The sequence below is a fragment of the Desulfosarcina variabilis str. Montpellier genome, assembly GCF_048565275.1.
GTDB lineage: Bacteria > Desulfobacterota > Desulfobacteria > Desulfobacterales > Desulfosarcinaceae > Desulfosarcina > Desulfosarcina variabilis.
The window spans coordinates 516,787-532,063 of record NZ_CP159846.1; the positions used below are offsets into that span (position 1 = coordinate 516,787).

Below are 15,277 nucleotides of genomic sequence, written 5' to 3' on the forward strand. Positions count from 1 at the left end.
TAATTTGAATATACACTTAAACGGCCCATTATCCAAATTTTTCGACATTGCAACGTGAATAGACATGACTGACCCAAAAAAAATTCGGTTTTCCATCGATCGCGGTGGCACCTTTACCGACATTTACGCCGAAGTTCCCGGTCAGCCGGGATTTCGGGTGGTCAAGCTGCTTTCCGAAGACCCTCAGAATTATGACGATGCGCCCCGGGAGGGGATCAGGCGCGTATTGGCCGAGATCACCAGCATGGATATCCCCAAAAACAGCGTGCCGGCCGAAATGATCGAATGGATCCGCATGGGCACGACCGTGGCTACCAACGCCTTATTGGAGCGTAAAGGGGCCCGCTGCGCGCTGCTGGTCACTCGGGGGTTCAGGGACATCCTGCAGATCGGCAATCAGGACCGGCCCGATATTTTCGATCTCAAGATCCGTAAACCGGACCTTTTATACGAGGCGGTGGTCGAGGTGGATGAACGCCTGCGCATGCTGCGGGCGGATGAGAAAACGCCCGAGGGACGGGTGATCGAGGGGATCACCGGCGAGCGGCTGGTGGTGCGCAAATCCCTGGATGTGGAGGCCTTGCGAGCCCGGCTACAGAAAATTCTGAACAAAGGCATCCGCAGCCTGGCCGTGGTTTTCATGCACGCCTATGCCTGGCCGGCCCACGAAGAGGCGGTGGGCCGCCTGGCACGGGAGATGGGGTTCACCCAGATTTCCCTTTCTTCCCGGGTGATGCCCATGGTCAAGCTGGTGGCCCGGGGTGACACCACCATGACCGATGCTTACCTCAATCCCCATATCAAAAGCTACCTGAACAGCTTCCGCGATGGCTTTGCCGGCAGCCTCAAGGACACGGACCTTCTTTTCATGCAGTCGGACGGCGGTCTGGCACGGGCCGATGATTTTACCGGCAGCCGGGCGATTCTATCGGGACCGGCCGGCGGAGTGGTCGGTTATGCCATGACTACTTTCAGTGATGATGCCCGCCAGCCGGTGATCGGTTTTGACATGGGCGGCACCTCCACGGATGTGTCGCGCTTTGGCGGAGCCTATGAGCGGGTGTTCGAGACCGAAACCGCCGGGGTGCGCATCCAGGCGCCCCAACTGCACATCAAGACCGTTGCCGCGGGTGGTGGCAGCCGGCTGTTTTTCGACAGCGGCATGGTCATGGTCGGTCCTGAATCGGCCGGAGCTCACCCCGGACCGGTGTGCTACCGCAAAAACGGGCATCTATCGGTCACCGACGCCAACCTGATCCTGGGCCGGCTCCAGCCCGATTATTTCCCCAAGATTTTCGGTCCCACCGAGGATCAGCCCCTGGATCTGGAGGCCGCCCGGTCGGCTATGGAAGAGTTGGCCCGATCCATCAATGCCTATTACGACCGCAAGGGACGGGAGGCCATGACCGTGGAGGAGGTGGCCATGGGATTCATCCGGGTGGCCAACGAAACCATGGTGCGGCCCATCCGGGAGATTTCGGTTATGCGCGGGTTCGACGTCAAGGATCACGTGCTGGCCACCTTCGGCGGTGCCGGAGCCCAGCATGCCTGTGCCATTGCGCGCAGTCTGGGGATTTCGAAAATTTTTATCCATCGTTTTTCCGGCATTTTGTCGGCCTACGGGATTGGTATGGCCAATGTGGTGGCCGAGCGTCAGCAGCCCGCCGCCGTGATTTACAGCGATGAAAAAGAACAGGGCTTGCAGGATCGGTTGGCCGTGTTGCAGGACGATGCCCGTCAGGAACTGATGGCCCAGGGATTTGATCCGGGCCGGATCAAGGCGACCTGCTATCTGAACATGCGCTACTACGGCACGGACACGGCGTTGATGATCGCCGAGCCCGTCGACGGTGATTTCGCCGCTGCCTTCAAGGCCACCTACCGCCGGGAATTCGGGTTTGATCTGACCGACCGCGACATTCATGTGGACGATCTTCGGGTCCGCGCCGAGGGGCAGGTGGCCGGCTTGCGTAAAGTTCCCATTGCCGCCGCCGATGGGCCGGCCGTACCAGTGGATTGCAAACCCTGCTACTTCGAGGACGGATGGCGGGAAGCCGCCGTTTACCGGATGAAGGATCTTTTGGCTGGACACATCACCGACGGCCCGGCAATCATCATCCAGGACACCGCCACCATCGTGGTCGAACCGGACTGCCGGGCGACGGTCAGCGCTTTCGGTGATGTTGAAATTCAGGTTGGTGAAGCTGTGACCAGCCGTCTGGGCACCCGGGTGGATCCGGTGCAGTTGTCCATTTTCAGCAACCTGTTCATGTCCATTGCCGAGCAGATGGGCCGTATGCTTCAGAAAACCGCCATTTCCACCAATATCAAGGAGCGGTTGGATTTTTCATGTGCCCTGTTTGGTCCCGACGGCGATCTGGTGGCCAATGCGCCTCATCTGCCCGTTCACCTGGGCTCCATGGGCGCTGCGGTCAAGGCGCAGATCCGCCGTCAGGCCGGCCGGCTTCAGCCGGGCGACGTGCTGGTCTCCAACCATCCGGCGGCCGGCGGCAGCCATTTGCCGGACATTACCGTGATCACGCCGGTGTTCAAGGACGGCCGGATTATTTTCTGGGTGGCCAGCCGCGGTCACCATGCCGACATCGGCGGCATCTCGCCCGGCTCCATGCCGCCGAACTCCCGGCGCATCGAGGAAGAGGGGGCCTGCATCACCAGTTTCAAGCTGGTGGAAAACGGCATTTTCCAGGAAGCCGGGATCGCCAAGCTATTGCTGGCCCCGGGTAAGCGGGCTGCTCAACCGGGACGCCCGGCCATTTCGGGCACCCGTCTTTTGGCCGACAACATCTCCGATCTAAAGGCCCAGGTGGCGGCTAACCAGAAGGGCATCGAGCTGGTGTTGGAGATGGTCGATCATTACGGCCTGGATGGGGTGGTCGCCTATATGGGCCATGTTCAGGATGCTGCCGAGGCGGCGGTGCGCAGCCGGCTCAAGGACCTGTCCCTGGCCAAGGGCATGCAGGAAAAAGGTACGGTTCGGGCCGTGGATCATCTGGATGATGGCAGCCCCATCGTATTGTCCTTGACCATCGATCGACGAAACGGCAGCGCCGTTTTTGATTTTACCGGCACCGGTCCGGAAATCTGGGGCAATTGCAATGCCCCGGCCGCGGTTACCCGTTCGGCGATTTTATACAGCCTGCGTTGCCTGATCGAAAAAGACCTGCCTCTCAACGACGGCTGCCTGATTCCCATCACCATCCATATCCCGCCGGACAGCCTGCTGGATCCGTCTGCAGACGCCGCCGTGGTGGGAGGCAACGTGCTCACCTCTCAGCGGGTGGTGGACGTGGTGCTGGGGGCCTTTGGGGTGGCGGCTGCCTCTCAGGGCTGTATGAACAATTTTACCTTTGGCAACGAACGTTTCGGCTACTACGAGACCATTGGCGGCGGGGCCGGTGCCGGTCCCACCTGGCAAGGTCAGAGCGGTGTGCACACCCACATGACCAACACCCGCATCACCGACCCCGAGATTCTCGAGCGCCGCTATCCGATTCTCTTGCGCGAATTTTCCATCCGCGAAGGATCCGGCGGGAAGGGCAATCATCGTGGTGGGGACGGCCTGGTGCGCGAAGTGGAGTTCCTTGAAACGCTCAACATGGCGATTCTCTCCGAACGCCGGGTCTTTGCGCCTTATGGATTGGCGGGCGGGCAGCCCGGCAAGCGCGGGAGGAACATTTTCATCCGCCGCGGTGGACACCGGCTGAACCTGGGGGCCAAGAACGAAATCCTGGCCCGGCCCGGAGACCGGTTCCGGATTCTCACGCCCGGCGGTGGTGGGTTTGGTAAAATGAACGACTGATCGACCCGGTATTCCATAGCCAGGTCCGGGTTTTCCGTAGGGGCGAAAAATTTTTCGCCCTTACAATTTCATTGATTTACGGGTAATTATTTGAAATTGTATTGAAAATTGAAGGTAGACGTTTTCGTCCGATGAGCAAACCTTGCCATCCGCCGATGTTTCTGGGACCATACAGTCATGCCGTACGATCCCAAAATTCACAAACGCCGCTCCATCCGGTTGCCGGGATATGATTATGCATCGACCGGGGCATATTTCATTACTATCTGCACGCATCAACATGAATGTTTGTTTGGAATCATCGATGATGGTCATTTGCATTTGAATGATACCGGTCAAATGGCTCAAACCTGCTGGAACGAAATCCCCGATCATTTTCCACATGTGCGCCTGGATGCATTCGTGGTGATGCCCAACCATGTTCATGGGATTTTGTTTATATCGAAAAACGTCATTGTAGGGGCGAAAAATTTTTCGCCCCTACAACCGAACCGACAGGCAAAGGGCACATCAAAAACAATCGGTTCCGTTATTCGCGGATTCAAAGTCGGCGTCACCAAATGGGTGCGTCAAAATACATCGATTCAAAACGTCTGGCAACGTAACTACTGGGAACACGTCATCCGCAGCGAACCAGAATTGAAGGGGCTGAGGGAGTACATCCACAATAATCCAAATCGGTGGTCTCTGGACCGATTATACATAGCGCCATAAAATTGCTTTTATTTGCGGATATGAGGGCGAAAGATTTTTCGCCCCTACAACGGGCAGGGCAGCCATACCGGCATTGTAGGGGGGAAAAAATTTTTGCTCAGCATAAGACACCCACCTGTGCGGCGCGGTCCATTGACCATAACGTTCGTCCCTCAATTGCTATTTAGCCTTCATTACCAAAAAATAATATTGTCAATTGGCTATCGTGTTTAAGGCTATAACTGCCTATCCTCGATAACAAATATGATCGTCCGGCAAGCCGTCTTCCCGTCTTGACAAGACCGTGTCGCGAATTATTATTCCCATGTTCTAAAAGGAGGTATATCCACACATAACCATTTGATATTTTATACCAGTCAAAAGGAGACGGCCGTGCCACTGGAGGAATTGAAAGCGCAGATAGAAGAAAAACATCTCGTCGTCAACCGCATCCGGGAGGAAATCGGCAAGGTCATGGTAGGCCAGCGGGAATTGATCGATGGCCTGCTGATGGGGATTTTCACGCGGGGGCACATTCTCATCGAAGGGGTACCCGGCCTGGCCAAGACCAGTGCGGTCAAGGCCCTGGCCGACACGGTTCACGCCGACTTCAAACGCATTCAGTTTACTCCTGACCTGCTTCCCGCCGACCTGATCGGTACCGAGGTGTACCGCCCCAAGACCGGTGATTTCAGCATCAAAAAAGGCCCCTTGTTCAACAACATTATCCTGGCCGATGAAATCAACCGTGCGCCGTCCAAAGTCCAGTCGGCCCTTCTGGAGGCCATGCAGGAAAGCCAGGTGACCATTGGGGACGCCACCTTTACGCTACCCGACCCCTTCCTGGTTCTGGCCACCCAGAACCCCATCGAGCAGGAGGGCACCTATCCATTGCCCGAAGCCCAGGTGGATCGCTTCATGCTCAAGCTGCTGATCGACTATCCGGACAAGGCCGAGGAAAAGGAGATCATGAAACGGGTCGGCTTCGATGCCCCGGATCCGGTCCAGCCCGTGCTCGATCCGGAGGAACTCAGCGCCGTGGGAGGTTTGATCAACAGCGTCTATATGGACGAAAAACTCAAAGATTATATTGTGGACCTGGTTTTTGCCACCCGCGACCCCCAGACCTACAACATTGACGTGGCCCATTACATCCAGTTCGGCGCATCGCCCCGGGCCACGATTTTTCTCAGCCTGGCCGCCCGGGCCTATGCGTTTTTACAGGGCCGTGCCTATGTGACGCCCCAGGATGTCAAGACCATTGCCCCGTCCGTGTTGCGCCACCGGATTCTGCTGACCTATGAGGCCGAAGCCGAGGACATCGATACGGATCAGATCATCGGCCGAATTTTTGATTCGGTGGAGGTGCCGTAAAGTAGGTGGGTAGGCTGAAGGCTTAAGCAATTTAGGTTGTTATGTATTTCCTCCAATTGACATTTGGATTTTGGCATTTGTCATTTTAAAAATATGCTTTCTCCTGAAATCATAAAAAAAATAAAAAAAGTTCACATCAAGACCGGCCGCATGGTCAACACGATCATGGCCGGCCAGTACCGGTCCATTTTCCGGGGGGCCGGGATCGAGTTTGAGGAGGTGCGCGAGTACACGCCCGGTGACGACGTCAAAAGCATTGACTGGAAGGTGTCGGCCCGTATGGGCAAGCCGTTCATCAAGCGCTACTGCGAGGAGCGTGAGCAGGTGGTGATGCTGCTGGTAGACATGAGTGCATCGGGCCGCTTCGGCACCACCGACAGCATCAAGCGCGAAACCGCGGCCGAGATCGCCGCGATTCTGGCCTTCAATGCTATTCGCAACAACGACAAGGCCGGCGCCATTCTCTTTACCGACCAGGTGGAGCGCTACATTCCGCCCAAGAAGGGCTCGGCCCATGTATGGCGGCTGATCCGTGAGATTTTCACCTTTCAGCCGGCGCATACCGGCACCGACATTGTTGCCGCCGTGGACTTTCTGGCCCGGGTATGCCGCAAGCGCACGGTGGCTTTTCTGGTGTCCGATTTTCTCACCGAGAACTTCGATCGTCAGACGACCCTGCGCATCCGTTCGGCGGCCCGCAAGCATGAGCTGGTCAGCGTTTTGGTCACCGATCCCGGAGAATTCCATCTGCCCGACGGCGGCATCGTCGCCCTCCGCGATCTGGAAAGCGGGGCCGTGCGTTACCTGGATGCTGGAGACCGGAAAACCCGCGAGCGGTTTCAGAAAAGCCGGCAGGCTGTCCACGACCGGATTCTGCAAACCCATAAAAGCATGGATATGGATTGTATTGAAATGCCCACCAACGGGGATGCGGCCGATGCCCTGGTGCGCTATTTCCGGTATCGGGAGCGACGGCGTCGATGAAGACAATGATGAAACCGTGGTCACACATCGCTATTGGACTGGTCTTATGGCTGATGACGCTGGGCCAGGGGATCGCGGCGCCGGATGGGGAAAACACGCCCCCGGCGGGGCCGGTGGCCGCACCGGGCCAGGCAGCACCGGATATGCCCGCGCCCATGACCGATATCCACGATATTCACCCGCCGGTGCCGGTGGGGTTCGACGCCCCCTGGTTGATGCCTGTATTGCTGACCCTGGCTGGCGTGGTGATCCTGGCGGCTTTGATCTGGTGGTGGTGGCGTCGCCGGCGCAAGCAACAAACGGTTGAAACCATCGTCCCTGAATTGCCCCCGGAAATGATTGCCAATAAGGCCCTTTCGGACATCAGCGATGTTCGCGGCCAGGACGGCAAGACATTTTATTTTCGCCTTTCGGCGATTCTGCGCCAGTATATTGGGGGCCGGTTTGGCGTGGGGGCACCGGAGATGACCACCGAGGAATTTTTACCCTGTATTGCCCGTCTGCCGGTTGACCGGGAACTGGCCCGCCAGTTGAAACAGCTCTGCCGGGCCATGGACCCGGTCAAGTTTGGCGGCGTGACCATTATGGAACAGCAGATGGAGACTGACCTGCTTTTTGTGCGTGGTTTTGTGCGCCGGACCACGCCGGAGGCGGAGATGGATGAGAAGGTGGAGAAAGAAGAAAATTCCAAAAAACAAATCCCAAATCTCAAATAAATTTCAATATCCAAATCAGAAACACAATCATTTCATGATCGTGTGGTTTGGGATTTGAGACTTTAGCCATTGGGATTTGTTTGTTATTTGTTTTTTGATGATTGGGATTTGGTGTTTTTATGCTGCGATTTGCCTCACCCTGGTTTTTTCTGCTGCTTCTGCTCGTGCCTTTTTTGATATGGTACCGGCGCTGGCGCCACCGCCCGCCGACCATGGCCAGCAGCGCCCTTTTCCCGGTGGTCGGGATCGGGTCATCCGCGGTCTTGCGCCTGCAACCGCTGGTGCCGGCCATCAAGTACATGGCTCTGGTGCTGATCATCGTCGCCCTGGCCAGGCCCCAGTGGGGCACCGAGCGCACCGAGGTGCAGACCGAAGGCATCAACATCGTGCTGGCCCTGGACCTGTCGACAAGCATGGCGGCCCTTGATTTCAAAAAAAAGGGGCGGGTGGTCGACCGCCTCGAGGCGGTCAAGGGCGTGGTCCAGGATTTTGTGGCCGGCCGCACAGGCGACCGTATCGGCATGGTGGTGTTCGGCACCCATGCCTATACGCAGTTGCCGCTGACCCGTGACTACAACACCATGGTCAGCATGCTGGATCGGCTGAAAATCGGTGCGGCCGGGGAGCGCACGGCCATCGGTGATGCCATTGGTATCAGCATCAAGCGGCTGGCTGACATCGAGAGCAAATCCAACATCATTATTTTGCTGACCGACGGTCAGAGTAATGCCGGCGAGTTGTCTCCGGACACCGCCGGCCAGATCGCGAAAGAGAAAAATATCAAGATCTACACCATCGGCGTCGGGACCCGCGGCAAGGCGCCTTTCCGGGTCAACGATCCGCTTTTTGGTGAACGCTATGTTTACCAGCGGGTCAACATCGACGAGGACACACTTAATGCCATTGCCGAGAAGACCGGCGGACTCTATTTCCGGGCCGAGGACTTTTCCGGGCTGCAGCAGATCTACGATACCATCGACAAGCTGGAGAAGACCGAGGTCAAAGTGGATATCTTTGCCGATTACAGTGAGATCTATCCCTGGTTGTTGTTCCCGGCCATTTTATTGCTCCCGTTATATGTAATTTTGCGGAATACAAGGTATCTGGTGGTACCATGAGTTTTTTTCGTACTGAGATGTTGTTTATCATCTGGGTCGTGCCGCTGCTGGTACTGGTGATCGTCTACGGCATGCGGCGGCGGCGGGGAATTCTGCACCGGTTTTCATCCATGCATGGACTCTCGACCATCGTTCCTGAATCGGCGGAAAGGCGGCGGTGGATCAAGGGGGGACTATTGGCCGCGGCGGTCTTTTTCACGGCCCTGGCCCTGGCCGGCCCCAAATACGGCTTCCGCTGGCAGGAAATTCGCCAGCGCGGGGTGGATATCATCATCGCCCTGGACTGCTCACGCTCCATGACGGCAGCCGACATCAAACCGTCCCGCCTGGAGCGGGCCAAGCGCGAAGTATTCGATCTGCTGTCCATGCTTCAGGGGGACCGTGTGGGACTGGTCGCCTTTGCCGGCAGCGCCTTTCTGCAGTGCCCGCTGACCCTGGATTATGATGCCTTCAACCTTTTTTTAAATGCGCTTTCACCAGACTATCTGCCGGTCGGCGGCACCAATATCACCGGTGCCCTGGAAACGGTCGTGGGCGCGTTTGACCCGCAAAGCGGGGCCGACAAGGCCATTATTCTGATCACCGATGGCGAGAACACCGGTGATGGTAGTCCGATCAAGGCCGCAGAATCGCTTAAGGAGAAAGAGATCAAGTTGTTCTGCATTGGCGTGGGCGGCAGTGACGGCGTGCCCATTCCCGAAGCCTCGGGCGGCTTCAAGAAAGACAATAGCGGGCAGATTGTGCTCTCGCGGCTGGACGAGAAGACATTGAAAAAAATGGCCGTGATTACCGGTGGCACCTATGTGCGCTCCGTGGCCGGTGACATGGATCTGGATACGATTTACACCAACGAGATCCGCCGCACCATGGATGCGCAAACGGTTGCATCAAGCCGCAAACAGGTGTGGGAAGACCGCTTCCAGTGGCCCCTGGCCCTGGCCCTGGTCTGTCTGTTTGCCGAACTGATGCTGCCCGTGACCCGCAAAACCATGGTATCGATACTATTGGGGGCCTTGCTGATCATCCCCTCGGCCCCGGCCCGGGCCAACGATACCAGCCAGGGTATCAAGGCGTTTGAGGCCGGTGAGTATGAAAAGGCCCTCAAACACTTTGTCGATGCCCAGCTCAAGGCCCCGGACAAACCCCAATCCCTTTACAATGTGGCCGATGCTTACTATAAAACCGGTAACTTCGACGCTGCTGTGGAACATTACGAAAAGGTGTTGGAGACTGATGATCAAGGCTTGAAGCAAAAAACGCTTTACAACCTGGGCAATGCCGAGTTCCGGCGCGGGAATGCCCAGGCGGCCATTGACCATTACAAGGCGGCGCTGGCCATGGATCCCGATGACCGGCTGACCAAGGAAAATATGGAATTCGTTGAAAAGGTGCTGGAGCAGCAACAGCAGCAGCAACAACAGTCGGATAAGAATCAGCAGGACCAGGAAAACCAAGACAATCAGGACGGGCAGGACCAGGATTCATCCGAAGCGGATCAGGAGCAGCAACAGGGCCAGGATCAAAAACCGGCCCCCGATGAACACCAGGATCAACAGCAGCCCGAATCCGGCAGCGAGCAGGATCAGGCGCAGGATCAGCAAGCGGAACCCTCTGGTACGCCCCAGCAGGATGAACAGCAAGCGGACCAGCAGGCCGCCGCCGCATCCCAGCCGGATGATACGGAAAAACAGGCCGATGATTCCGGCCAGGCCGAGCGGATGCTCAATCGTCTGCAGGATCAGCCGGGGCGGGCGTTGATGCCGGCGACCGGTAAGCAGCGGGTGGACAAGGATTGGTAATCCGGCGTCGTCAAAAGCCCAATATCGGCGTTACGCGAATCCATCGTCACTCCAACGTACTTAGTGTACGCCTCCGCTCCTCAAGGATTAGCAAGCCTTGATCTTGGGCTTTTGACGACGCCGTCCGGAACTGAACTTTAAAGTATATCAATGATTAGAACATTTACCATAACGATCTTGATGCTTCTGATCGCTGCCGTCAGCGCTCAGGCAGCCACCGTGCGTGCCGTGGTCGATCGTAATCGGGTCATGGTGGGCGAGTCGATCCGATTGCAGGTGTCCGTCGAGGGGGGCGAGGGCGAGGCGGATCTGTCCGGCCTGGCCGACTTCAAAGCCATTTCCCGCGGTTCCACGAGCAGCTTTCAGATGGTCAACGGTCGCACTTCACGCCAGCTGATTCATGAATATGCGCTCATTCCGCTCAAGGCCGGCAATCTGACCATTCCCGCCATTCCCGTGACCATCGATGGCAAGGTCCACCATACGACGCCCATCCGCATCCAGGTGTCGGAGGAACCGCCGGCCGACAGTGGCCAGCGGGATGTGTACGTGACGGCGAGCGTGTCGACTGATTCGCCCTGGGTCGGCCAGCAGATCATTTATACTTTTCGCTTGTTCAATGCCGTCCAGGTGGCTGAGGCCAAGTTCCAGAAGGCCCCGGCTTTTGACGGGTTTCACGCCGAGGAGATCGAAGACCATAAAACGTACCGCAAGGTGGTCAACGGCCGGGAGTTCATCGTCACCGAGGTAATTTTCATTCTGGTGCCCGTGAAGACCGGGTCGCTTACTATTGAACCCGCGGTGCTTCAGGTCGGGTTGGTCCAGCGCACTCGCCGGCCACGTCCGTTTGCCGGCATGGATGCCTTTTTCGGTCGCACGGAGATGACCACCCGTGTGCTGCAGACCGATCCCTTGACGGTCAACGTGCGCGAGTTGCCCAAACGGCCAACGGGAACCCCGTTTTCCGGTCTGGTTGGGCGGTTTGACATCAGTGCCTCGCTGGACAAAACCGACCTTCAGGTGGGCGACTCCACCACCCTGGCCGTCACCATCAGCGGCAGGGGCAATATCATGGATGCGATGGCGCCCGATGTGCCTGCGCCGTTGAATTTTAAAACCTATGCCGACAATCCCGAAGAACAGATTCAAAAGGCTGCCGACGGCATTTCGGGCAGCAAAGTTTTCCGCACGGCCCTGGTGCCGGTCAAGCCGGGGGAATACCGAATCGACCCGGTTAGCCTGATCTATTTTGATGTGGATCAGGGAGACTACCGAACTTTGAGCGCCACGGCTTTCGACGTTCACGTGTCCCCGTCGGCCACAGGGGCCACCGACATCGATGTATTCCGGGGCGCCCCCGGTCAACCGCCATCGTTGAAAAAGCGGGTGGAGTTCACCGGCCGGGATATCCTGCCCATCAAAGATGGCCTGGATGCCCTGGAAAAAGAGCGCCGGCTGTCACTTTTGGCCTTCATTGGATTGATGGCCGTTCCCTTTCTGGGGTTTGTTCTCACCCTCATGGCGATGCGTCTGACCCGCAAGGATGACTCACCAGGCCGGGTCATGGCTGATCGGGCCCGCCAGGCCCTGAAAACAGCAGCGGCAGATGGGACATCGGACGCCGATTTTCTCTCGGCCTTGTACCGCGCGCTGGTGTCGGCCATTCTTGGTCGCCAGAATAGCATGGGGACCTCGCTGACCTGGTCCGAGGCGAAATTGCACCTTCTGGAGATCGGCTGGGATAAGGAATCGGCCGATAGCGCCGCCCGGCTGCTGGAGGAAATCGAGTCCTTCAACTACTCAGGGCAGTCTCTTGACGCGGATAAACGGGCCGATCTACTGGATCGGTCGCGGCAGACGGTGCGGAGGCTTTTGCGATGAAATCCTGGATTACCATTATTGCGGGATTGCTGCTGATTTTCTCGATCCTGACCGGTGTTCAGGCCACCGAAGACGCGCGTATTTTCATGGATGGGACGGCCGCCTACAATAGCGGCAACTGGCCGGCGGCCATCCAGGCCTTTGAACAGCTTGCCGCCAATGGGATCGACAACGGCCGGCTGTTTTACAACCTGGGCAATGCCTACCTGAAAAACGACGATTTGGGCCACGCCCTGCTCTGGTATGAGCGCGCCCTGAAACACATCCCTGAGGATCCTGATCTTAACTTCAACTACGACTATGCGCTTACTTTGACCAAGGATGAGCCGGTCAAACAGGCATCACCGATCTTGCGCATTCTCTTCTTCTGGAAATACCAGCTTGGCGCGGACACCATCCGCTGGATCGCCCTGGCGCTCAACGCGGTGCTCTGGGGGTCTCTGGCGGTGCTGGCCATCCGCAAAAAACATCTGCTGCGGCCCAGTATCATTCTGGTTGGCGCCGCCACCCTGATCTTTTCCGCTACGGCTGCGTTTAATTACATCGAAGCGGCCCGCATCAAACGCGCCATCATCCTGCCTGCCGAGGTCGCCGTCCGTTCCGGTTTCTCCGAAACCGCCACCCAGCTTTTCGTCCTGCACGCCGGGACCAAGGTAAAAGTGGAGAGACAATCCGAGGATTATCTGCTTATCCGCTACACCAAGGACAAGATTGGATGGGTCAGGAAAGCGGACGCAGGAATTATTTAGAGCCTGTTTGGTAAATCCGTTCTTGTATTTTCGCTTTGACATCTTTTCATTTGGCCGATATGTAACCTTTCATTTGGCCGCATGTTTGACTTTCGAATAGACGCAATGACTAAGCCGATCATATTCCCACGATTTGCACACCATCGTTTGGAGGAGGCTCTGGAGGACACCCCTGTGGTGTTGGTCCATGGTCCACGCCAGTGCGGCAAAACGACTTTGGCCCGCATGTTCGGTGACGTGGCGGGTTATGAATACATCACTTTTGATGACGACGTTCAACTGGCTGCAGCTCAGACCGATCCGCTGGGGTTTGTGGCCGACCTGACGGATAAAACCATTTTAGATGAAGTACAACGTGTTCCAGCTTTGTTTCTATCGCTGAAATCGGCCGTTGACCGAGATCGCAGACCGGGACGCTTTATTTTGACAGGTTCGTCCAATGTGCTGCTGGTTCCTAAATTGGCAGATTCGCTGGCAGGGCGCATGGAGATCCTGCGGTTGCACCCGCTATCACAGGATGAATTAGCCGGCAAAGCCTCTCGTTTCATTGACGTGTTATTTGCCGCCCAGTTTCGTAAACAAAGTTTCGAACGCCTTGGGCCTGTGCTGGCTGAACGGGTTGCCGCAGGCGGCTATCCACCCGCGTTATTACGTCCCATAGCGAAACGGGGTGCAGTTTGGTACCGCGACTACATTGAAACGCTGGTGCAGCGGGACGTACGTGATTTGGCCCGCATCAGCGCCTTAAGCTCACTGCCACGGCTGCTTCAGCTTGCCGCTGGAAAAACCGCACGATTAGTTAATGTTGCCGAAATGGCATCAGGGTTCCAGTTGAGCCGGCCGACCATTCGTGACTACGTGGTGCTATTGGAAAGGATATTTCTGTTGGAACAGTTGCCACCCTGGCACAGCAACCGACTGCGCCGACTTATCAAGACGCCCAAGTTGCATCTTGGAGATACCGGCCTTGCCGCGGCTTTGCTCGGTGTGGACGCCGAATTTCTTTTAAAGGATCGCGTTATGCTGGGGCAGCTGCTGGAGACGTTTGTCTTCCAGGAGTTCAAACGACAAGCAAGCTGGAACGATACGCCTGTTCAATTCCACCATTTTCGAGACAAGGACGGTGTAGAGGTGGATATTGTACTGGAGCAAGCCGGTAGAGTGGCAGGTGTAGAAGTCAAAGCCGCTGCTACAGTAATGAAAAGAGATTTTCGGGGATTAAGAAAGCTTCGTGAGGCGATCGGAGAACGATTTGCCGCCGGGGTTGTACTCTATGATGGGGAGAATATCGCCGGCTTTGGCGATAGATTGTATGCCATTCCAATCCGTGCGCTTTGGGAAACGACGTGATCGTATAGGGATAATGAGAATGGTCTTTCCGGCCGACCGATTTGTAGGGGCGAACCGCCGATCGCCCCTACGAGGGGGATTGGGCTGAAATGAAATACGATCCCACCATCCATAAACGCCGATCCATCCGGTTGTCGGGGTACGATTATGCCTCGAAAGGAGCGTATTTCATCACAATTTGCACCCACCAACATTTTTGCCTATTCGGCGATATCATCAACGGCCAGATGCAATTAAATGATATCGGCCGCATCGTTGCCGATGAATGGCTGCAAACCGCCGTCATTCGTATGGAAATCCAATTGGATGAATGGGTGGTGATGCCCAATCATTTTCATGGGATTGTCTGCATGCGGTCCCGTAGGGGCACGGCGCGCCGTGCCCCTACACCCACCCGCGAACGATTCGGCAGGCCCATTGCCGGTTCTGTTCCAACGATTGTTCGAGCCTTCAAATCCGCCGTCACCCGGCGTATCAACACCATGCGCGACACAACCGGTGCAAAGGTATGGCAGCGCAACTACCGGGAACACATCATCCGCAGCGAACCGGAATTAAACGGCCTGCGAGAATACATCCAGAACAATCCGGCACGATGGACATTGGACCGGTTGTACGTGGCTCTATGACGAATTCGTCCTTATACCCAACCCCATTAACGGGATTGTGGTCATCATGGCCCCCGTAGGGGCAACCCCCCGTGGTTGCCCTTCAACCCCCCGTGGTTGCCCTGTGTTCCGGTGTGGTTCGATTGTGCCATCTGTAGGAAAATATGGTGAGCCGGCCCCAAAAC

The 15,277-nt window shown here is 56.8% G+C and carries 11 protein-coding genes; all 11 read left to right on the forward strand.

Annotated elements, in window-relative coordinates; all coding sequences use genetic code 11:
- The first annotated feature begins 64 nt into the window (after positions 1-64).
- Positions 65-3,820: a hydantoinase B/oxoprolinase family protein gene (locus Dvar_RS02360; RefSeq protein WP_419660126.1), complete on the forward strand. Its 3,756-nt coding sequence runs from the start codon at positions 65-67 to the stop codon at positions 3,818-3,820.
- A gap of 288 nt (positions 3,821-4,108) precedes the next feature.
- Complete coding sequence (locus Dvar_RS02365; RefSeq protein WP_419660127.1) at positions 4,109-4,534, forward strand: transposase; 426 nt, start codon at positions 4,109-4,111, stop codon at positions 4,532-4,534.
- Between the two features lie 378 nt (positions 4,535-4,912).
- Positions 4,913-5,887, forward strand: a complete 975-nt coding sequence (locus tag Dvar_RS02370) for an AAA family ATPase (RefSeq protein WP_419664058.1) — start codon at positions 4,913-4,915, stop codon at positions 5,885-5,887.
- A 150-nt stretch (positions 5,888-6,037) separates the two neighbouring features.
- Positions 6,038-6,871, forward strand: a complete 834-nt coding sequence (locus Dvar_RS02375) for a DUF58 domain-containing protein (RefSeq protein WP_419660128.1) — start codon at positions 6,038-6,040, stop codon at positions 6,869-6,871.
- On the forward strand, positions 6,868-7,587 hold the full coding sequence (locus tag Dvar_RS02380; protein WP_419660129.1) for a DUF4381 family protein: 720 nt from the start codon (positions 6,868-6,870) through the stop codon (positions 7,585-7,587). Before Dvar_RS02375 ends, Dvar_RS02380 begins: the two co-directional genes overlap by 4 nt.
- 119 nt (positions 7,588-7,706) lie before the next feature.
- Complete coding sequence (locus Dvar_RS02385; RefSeq protein ID WP_419660130.1) at positions 7,707-8,705, forward strand: vWA domain-containing protein; 999 nt, start codon at positions 7,707-7,709, stop codon at positions 8,703-8,705.
- Entirely contained in the window at positions 8,702-10,504 is a 1,803-nt protein-coding gene (locus tag Dvar_RS02390) for a VWA domain-containing protein (RefSeq protein WP_419660131.1), read from the forward strand. Before Dvar_RS02385 ends, Dvar_RS02390 begins: the two co-directional genes overlap by 4 nt.
- 150 nt (positions 10,505-10,654) lie before the next feature.
- Positions 10,655-12,385, forward strand: a complete 1,731-nt coding sequence (locus Dvar_RS02395) for a BatD family protein (protein ID WP_419660132.1) — start codon at positions 10,655-10,657, stop codon at positions 12,383-12,385.
- Entirely contained in the window at positions 12,382-13,134 is a 753-nt protein-coding gene (locus tag Dvar_RS02400; protein ID WP_419660133.1) for a tetratricopeptide repeat protein, read from the forward strand. Before Dvar_RS02395 ends, Dvar_RS02400 begins: the two co-directional genes overlap by 4 nt.
- Before the next feature lie 105 nt (positions 13,135-13,239).
- Positions 13,240-14,484, forward strand: a complete 1,245-nt coding sequence (locus Dvar_RS02405) for an ATP-binding protein (protein WP_419660134.1) — start codon at positions 13,240-13,242, stop codon at positions 14,482-14,484.
- A gap of 89 nt (positions 14,485-14,573) precedes the next feature.
- Complete coding sequence (locus Dvar_RS02410; RefSeq protein ID WP_419660135.1) at positions 14,574-15,113, forward strand: transposase; 540 nt, start codon at positions 14,574-14,576, stop codon at positions 15,111-15,113.
- Positions 15,114-15,277: the final 164 nt, after the last annotated feature.

What these genes read in the sequence shown, in the direction of transcription:
- Dvar_RS02360 (WP_419660126.1), top strand. Translation starts at nt 65, where the DNA reads ATGACTGACCCAAAAAAAATTCGGTTTTCCATCGATCGCGGTGGCACC.
- Dvar_RS02375 (WP_419660128.1), top strand. Translation starts at nt 6,038, where the DNA reads ATGGTCAACACGATCATGGCCGGCCAGTACCGGTCCATTTTCCGGGGG.
- Dvar_RS02380 (WP_419660129.1), top strand. Translation starts at nt 6,868, where the DNA reads ATGAAGACAATGATGAAACCGTGGTCACACATCGCTATTGGACTGGTC.
- Dvar_RS02385 (WP_419660130.1), top strand. Translation starts at nt 7,707, where the DNA reads ATGCTGCGATTTGCCTCACCCTGGTTTTTTCTGCTGCTTCTGCTCGTG.
- Dvar_RS02390 (WP_419660131.1), top strand. Translation starts at nt 8,702, where the DNA reads ATGAGTTTTTTTCGTACTGAGATGTTGTTTATCATCTGGGTCGTGCCG.
- Dvar_RS02395 (WP_419660132.1), top strand. Translation starts at nt 10,655, where the DNA reads ATGATTAGAACATTTACCATAACGATCTTGATGCTTCTGATCGCTGCC.
- Dvar_RS02400 (WP_419660133.1), top strand. Translation starts at nt 12,382, where the DNA reads ATGAAATCCTGGATTACCATTATTGCGGGATTGCTGCTGATTTTCTCG.
- Dvar_RS02405 (WP_419660134.1), top strand. Translation starts at nt 13,240, where the DNA reads ATGACTAAGCCGATCATATTCCCACGATTTGCACACCATCGTTTGGAG.
- Dvar_RS02410 (WP_419660135.1), top strand. Translation starts at nt 14,574, where the DNA reads ATGAAATACGATCCCACCATCCATAAACGCCGATCCATCCGGTTGTCG.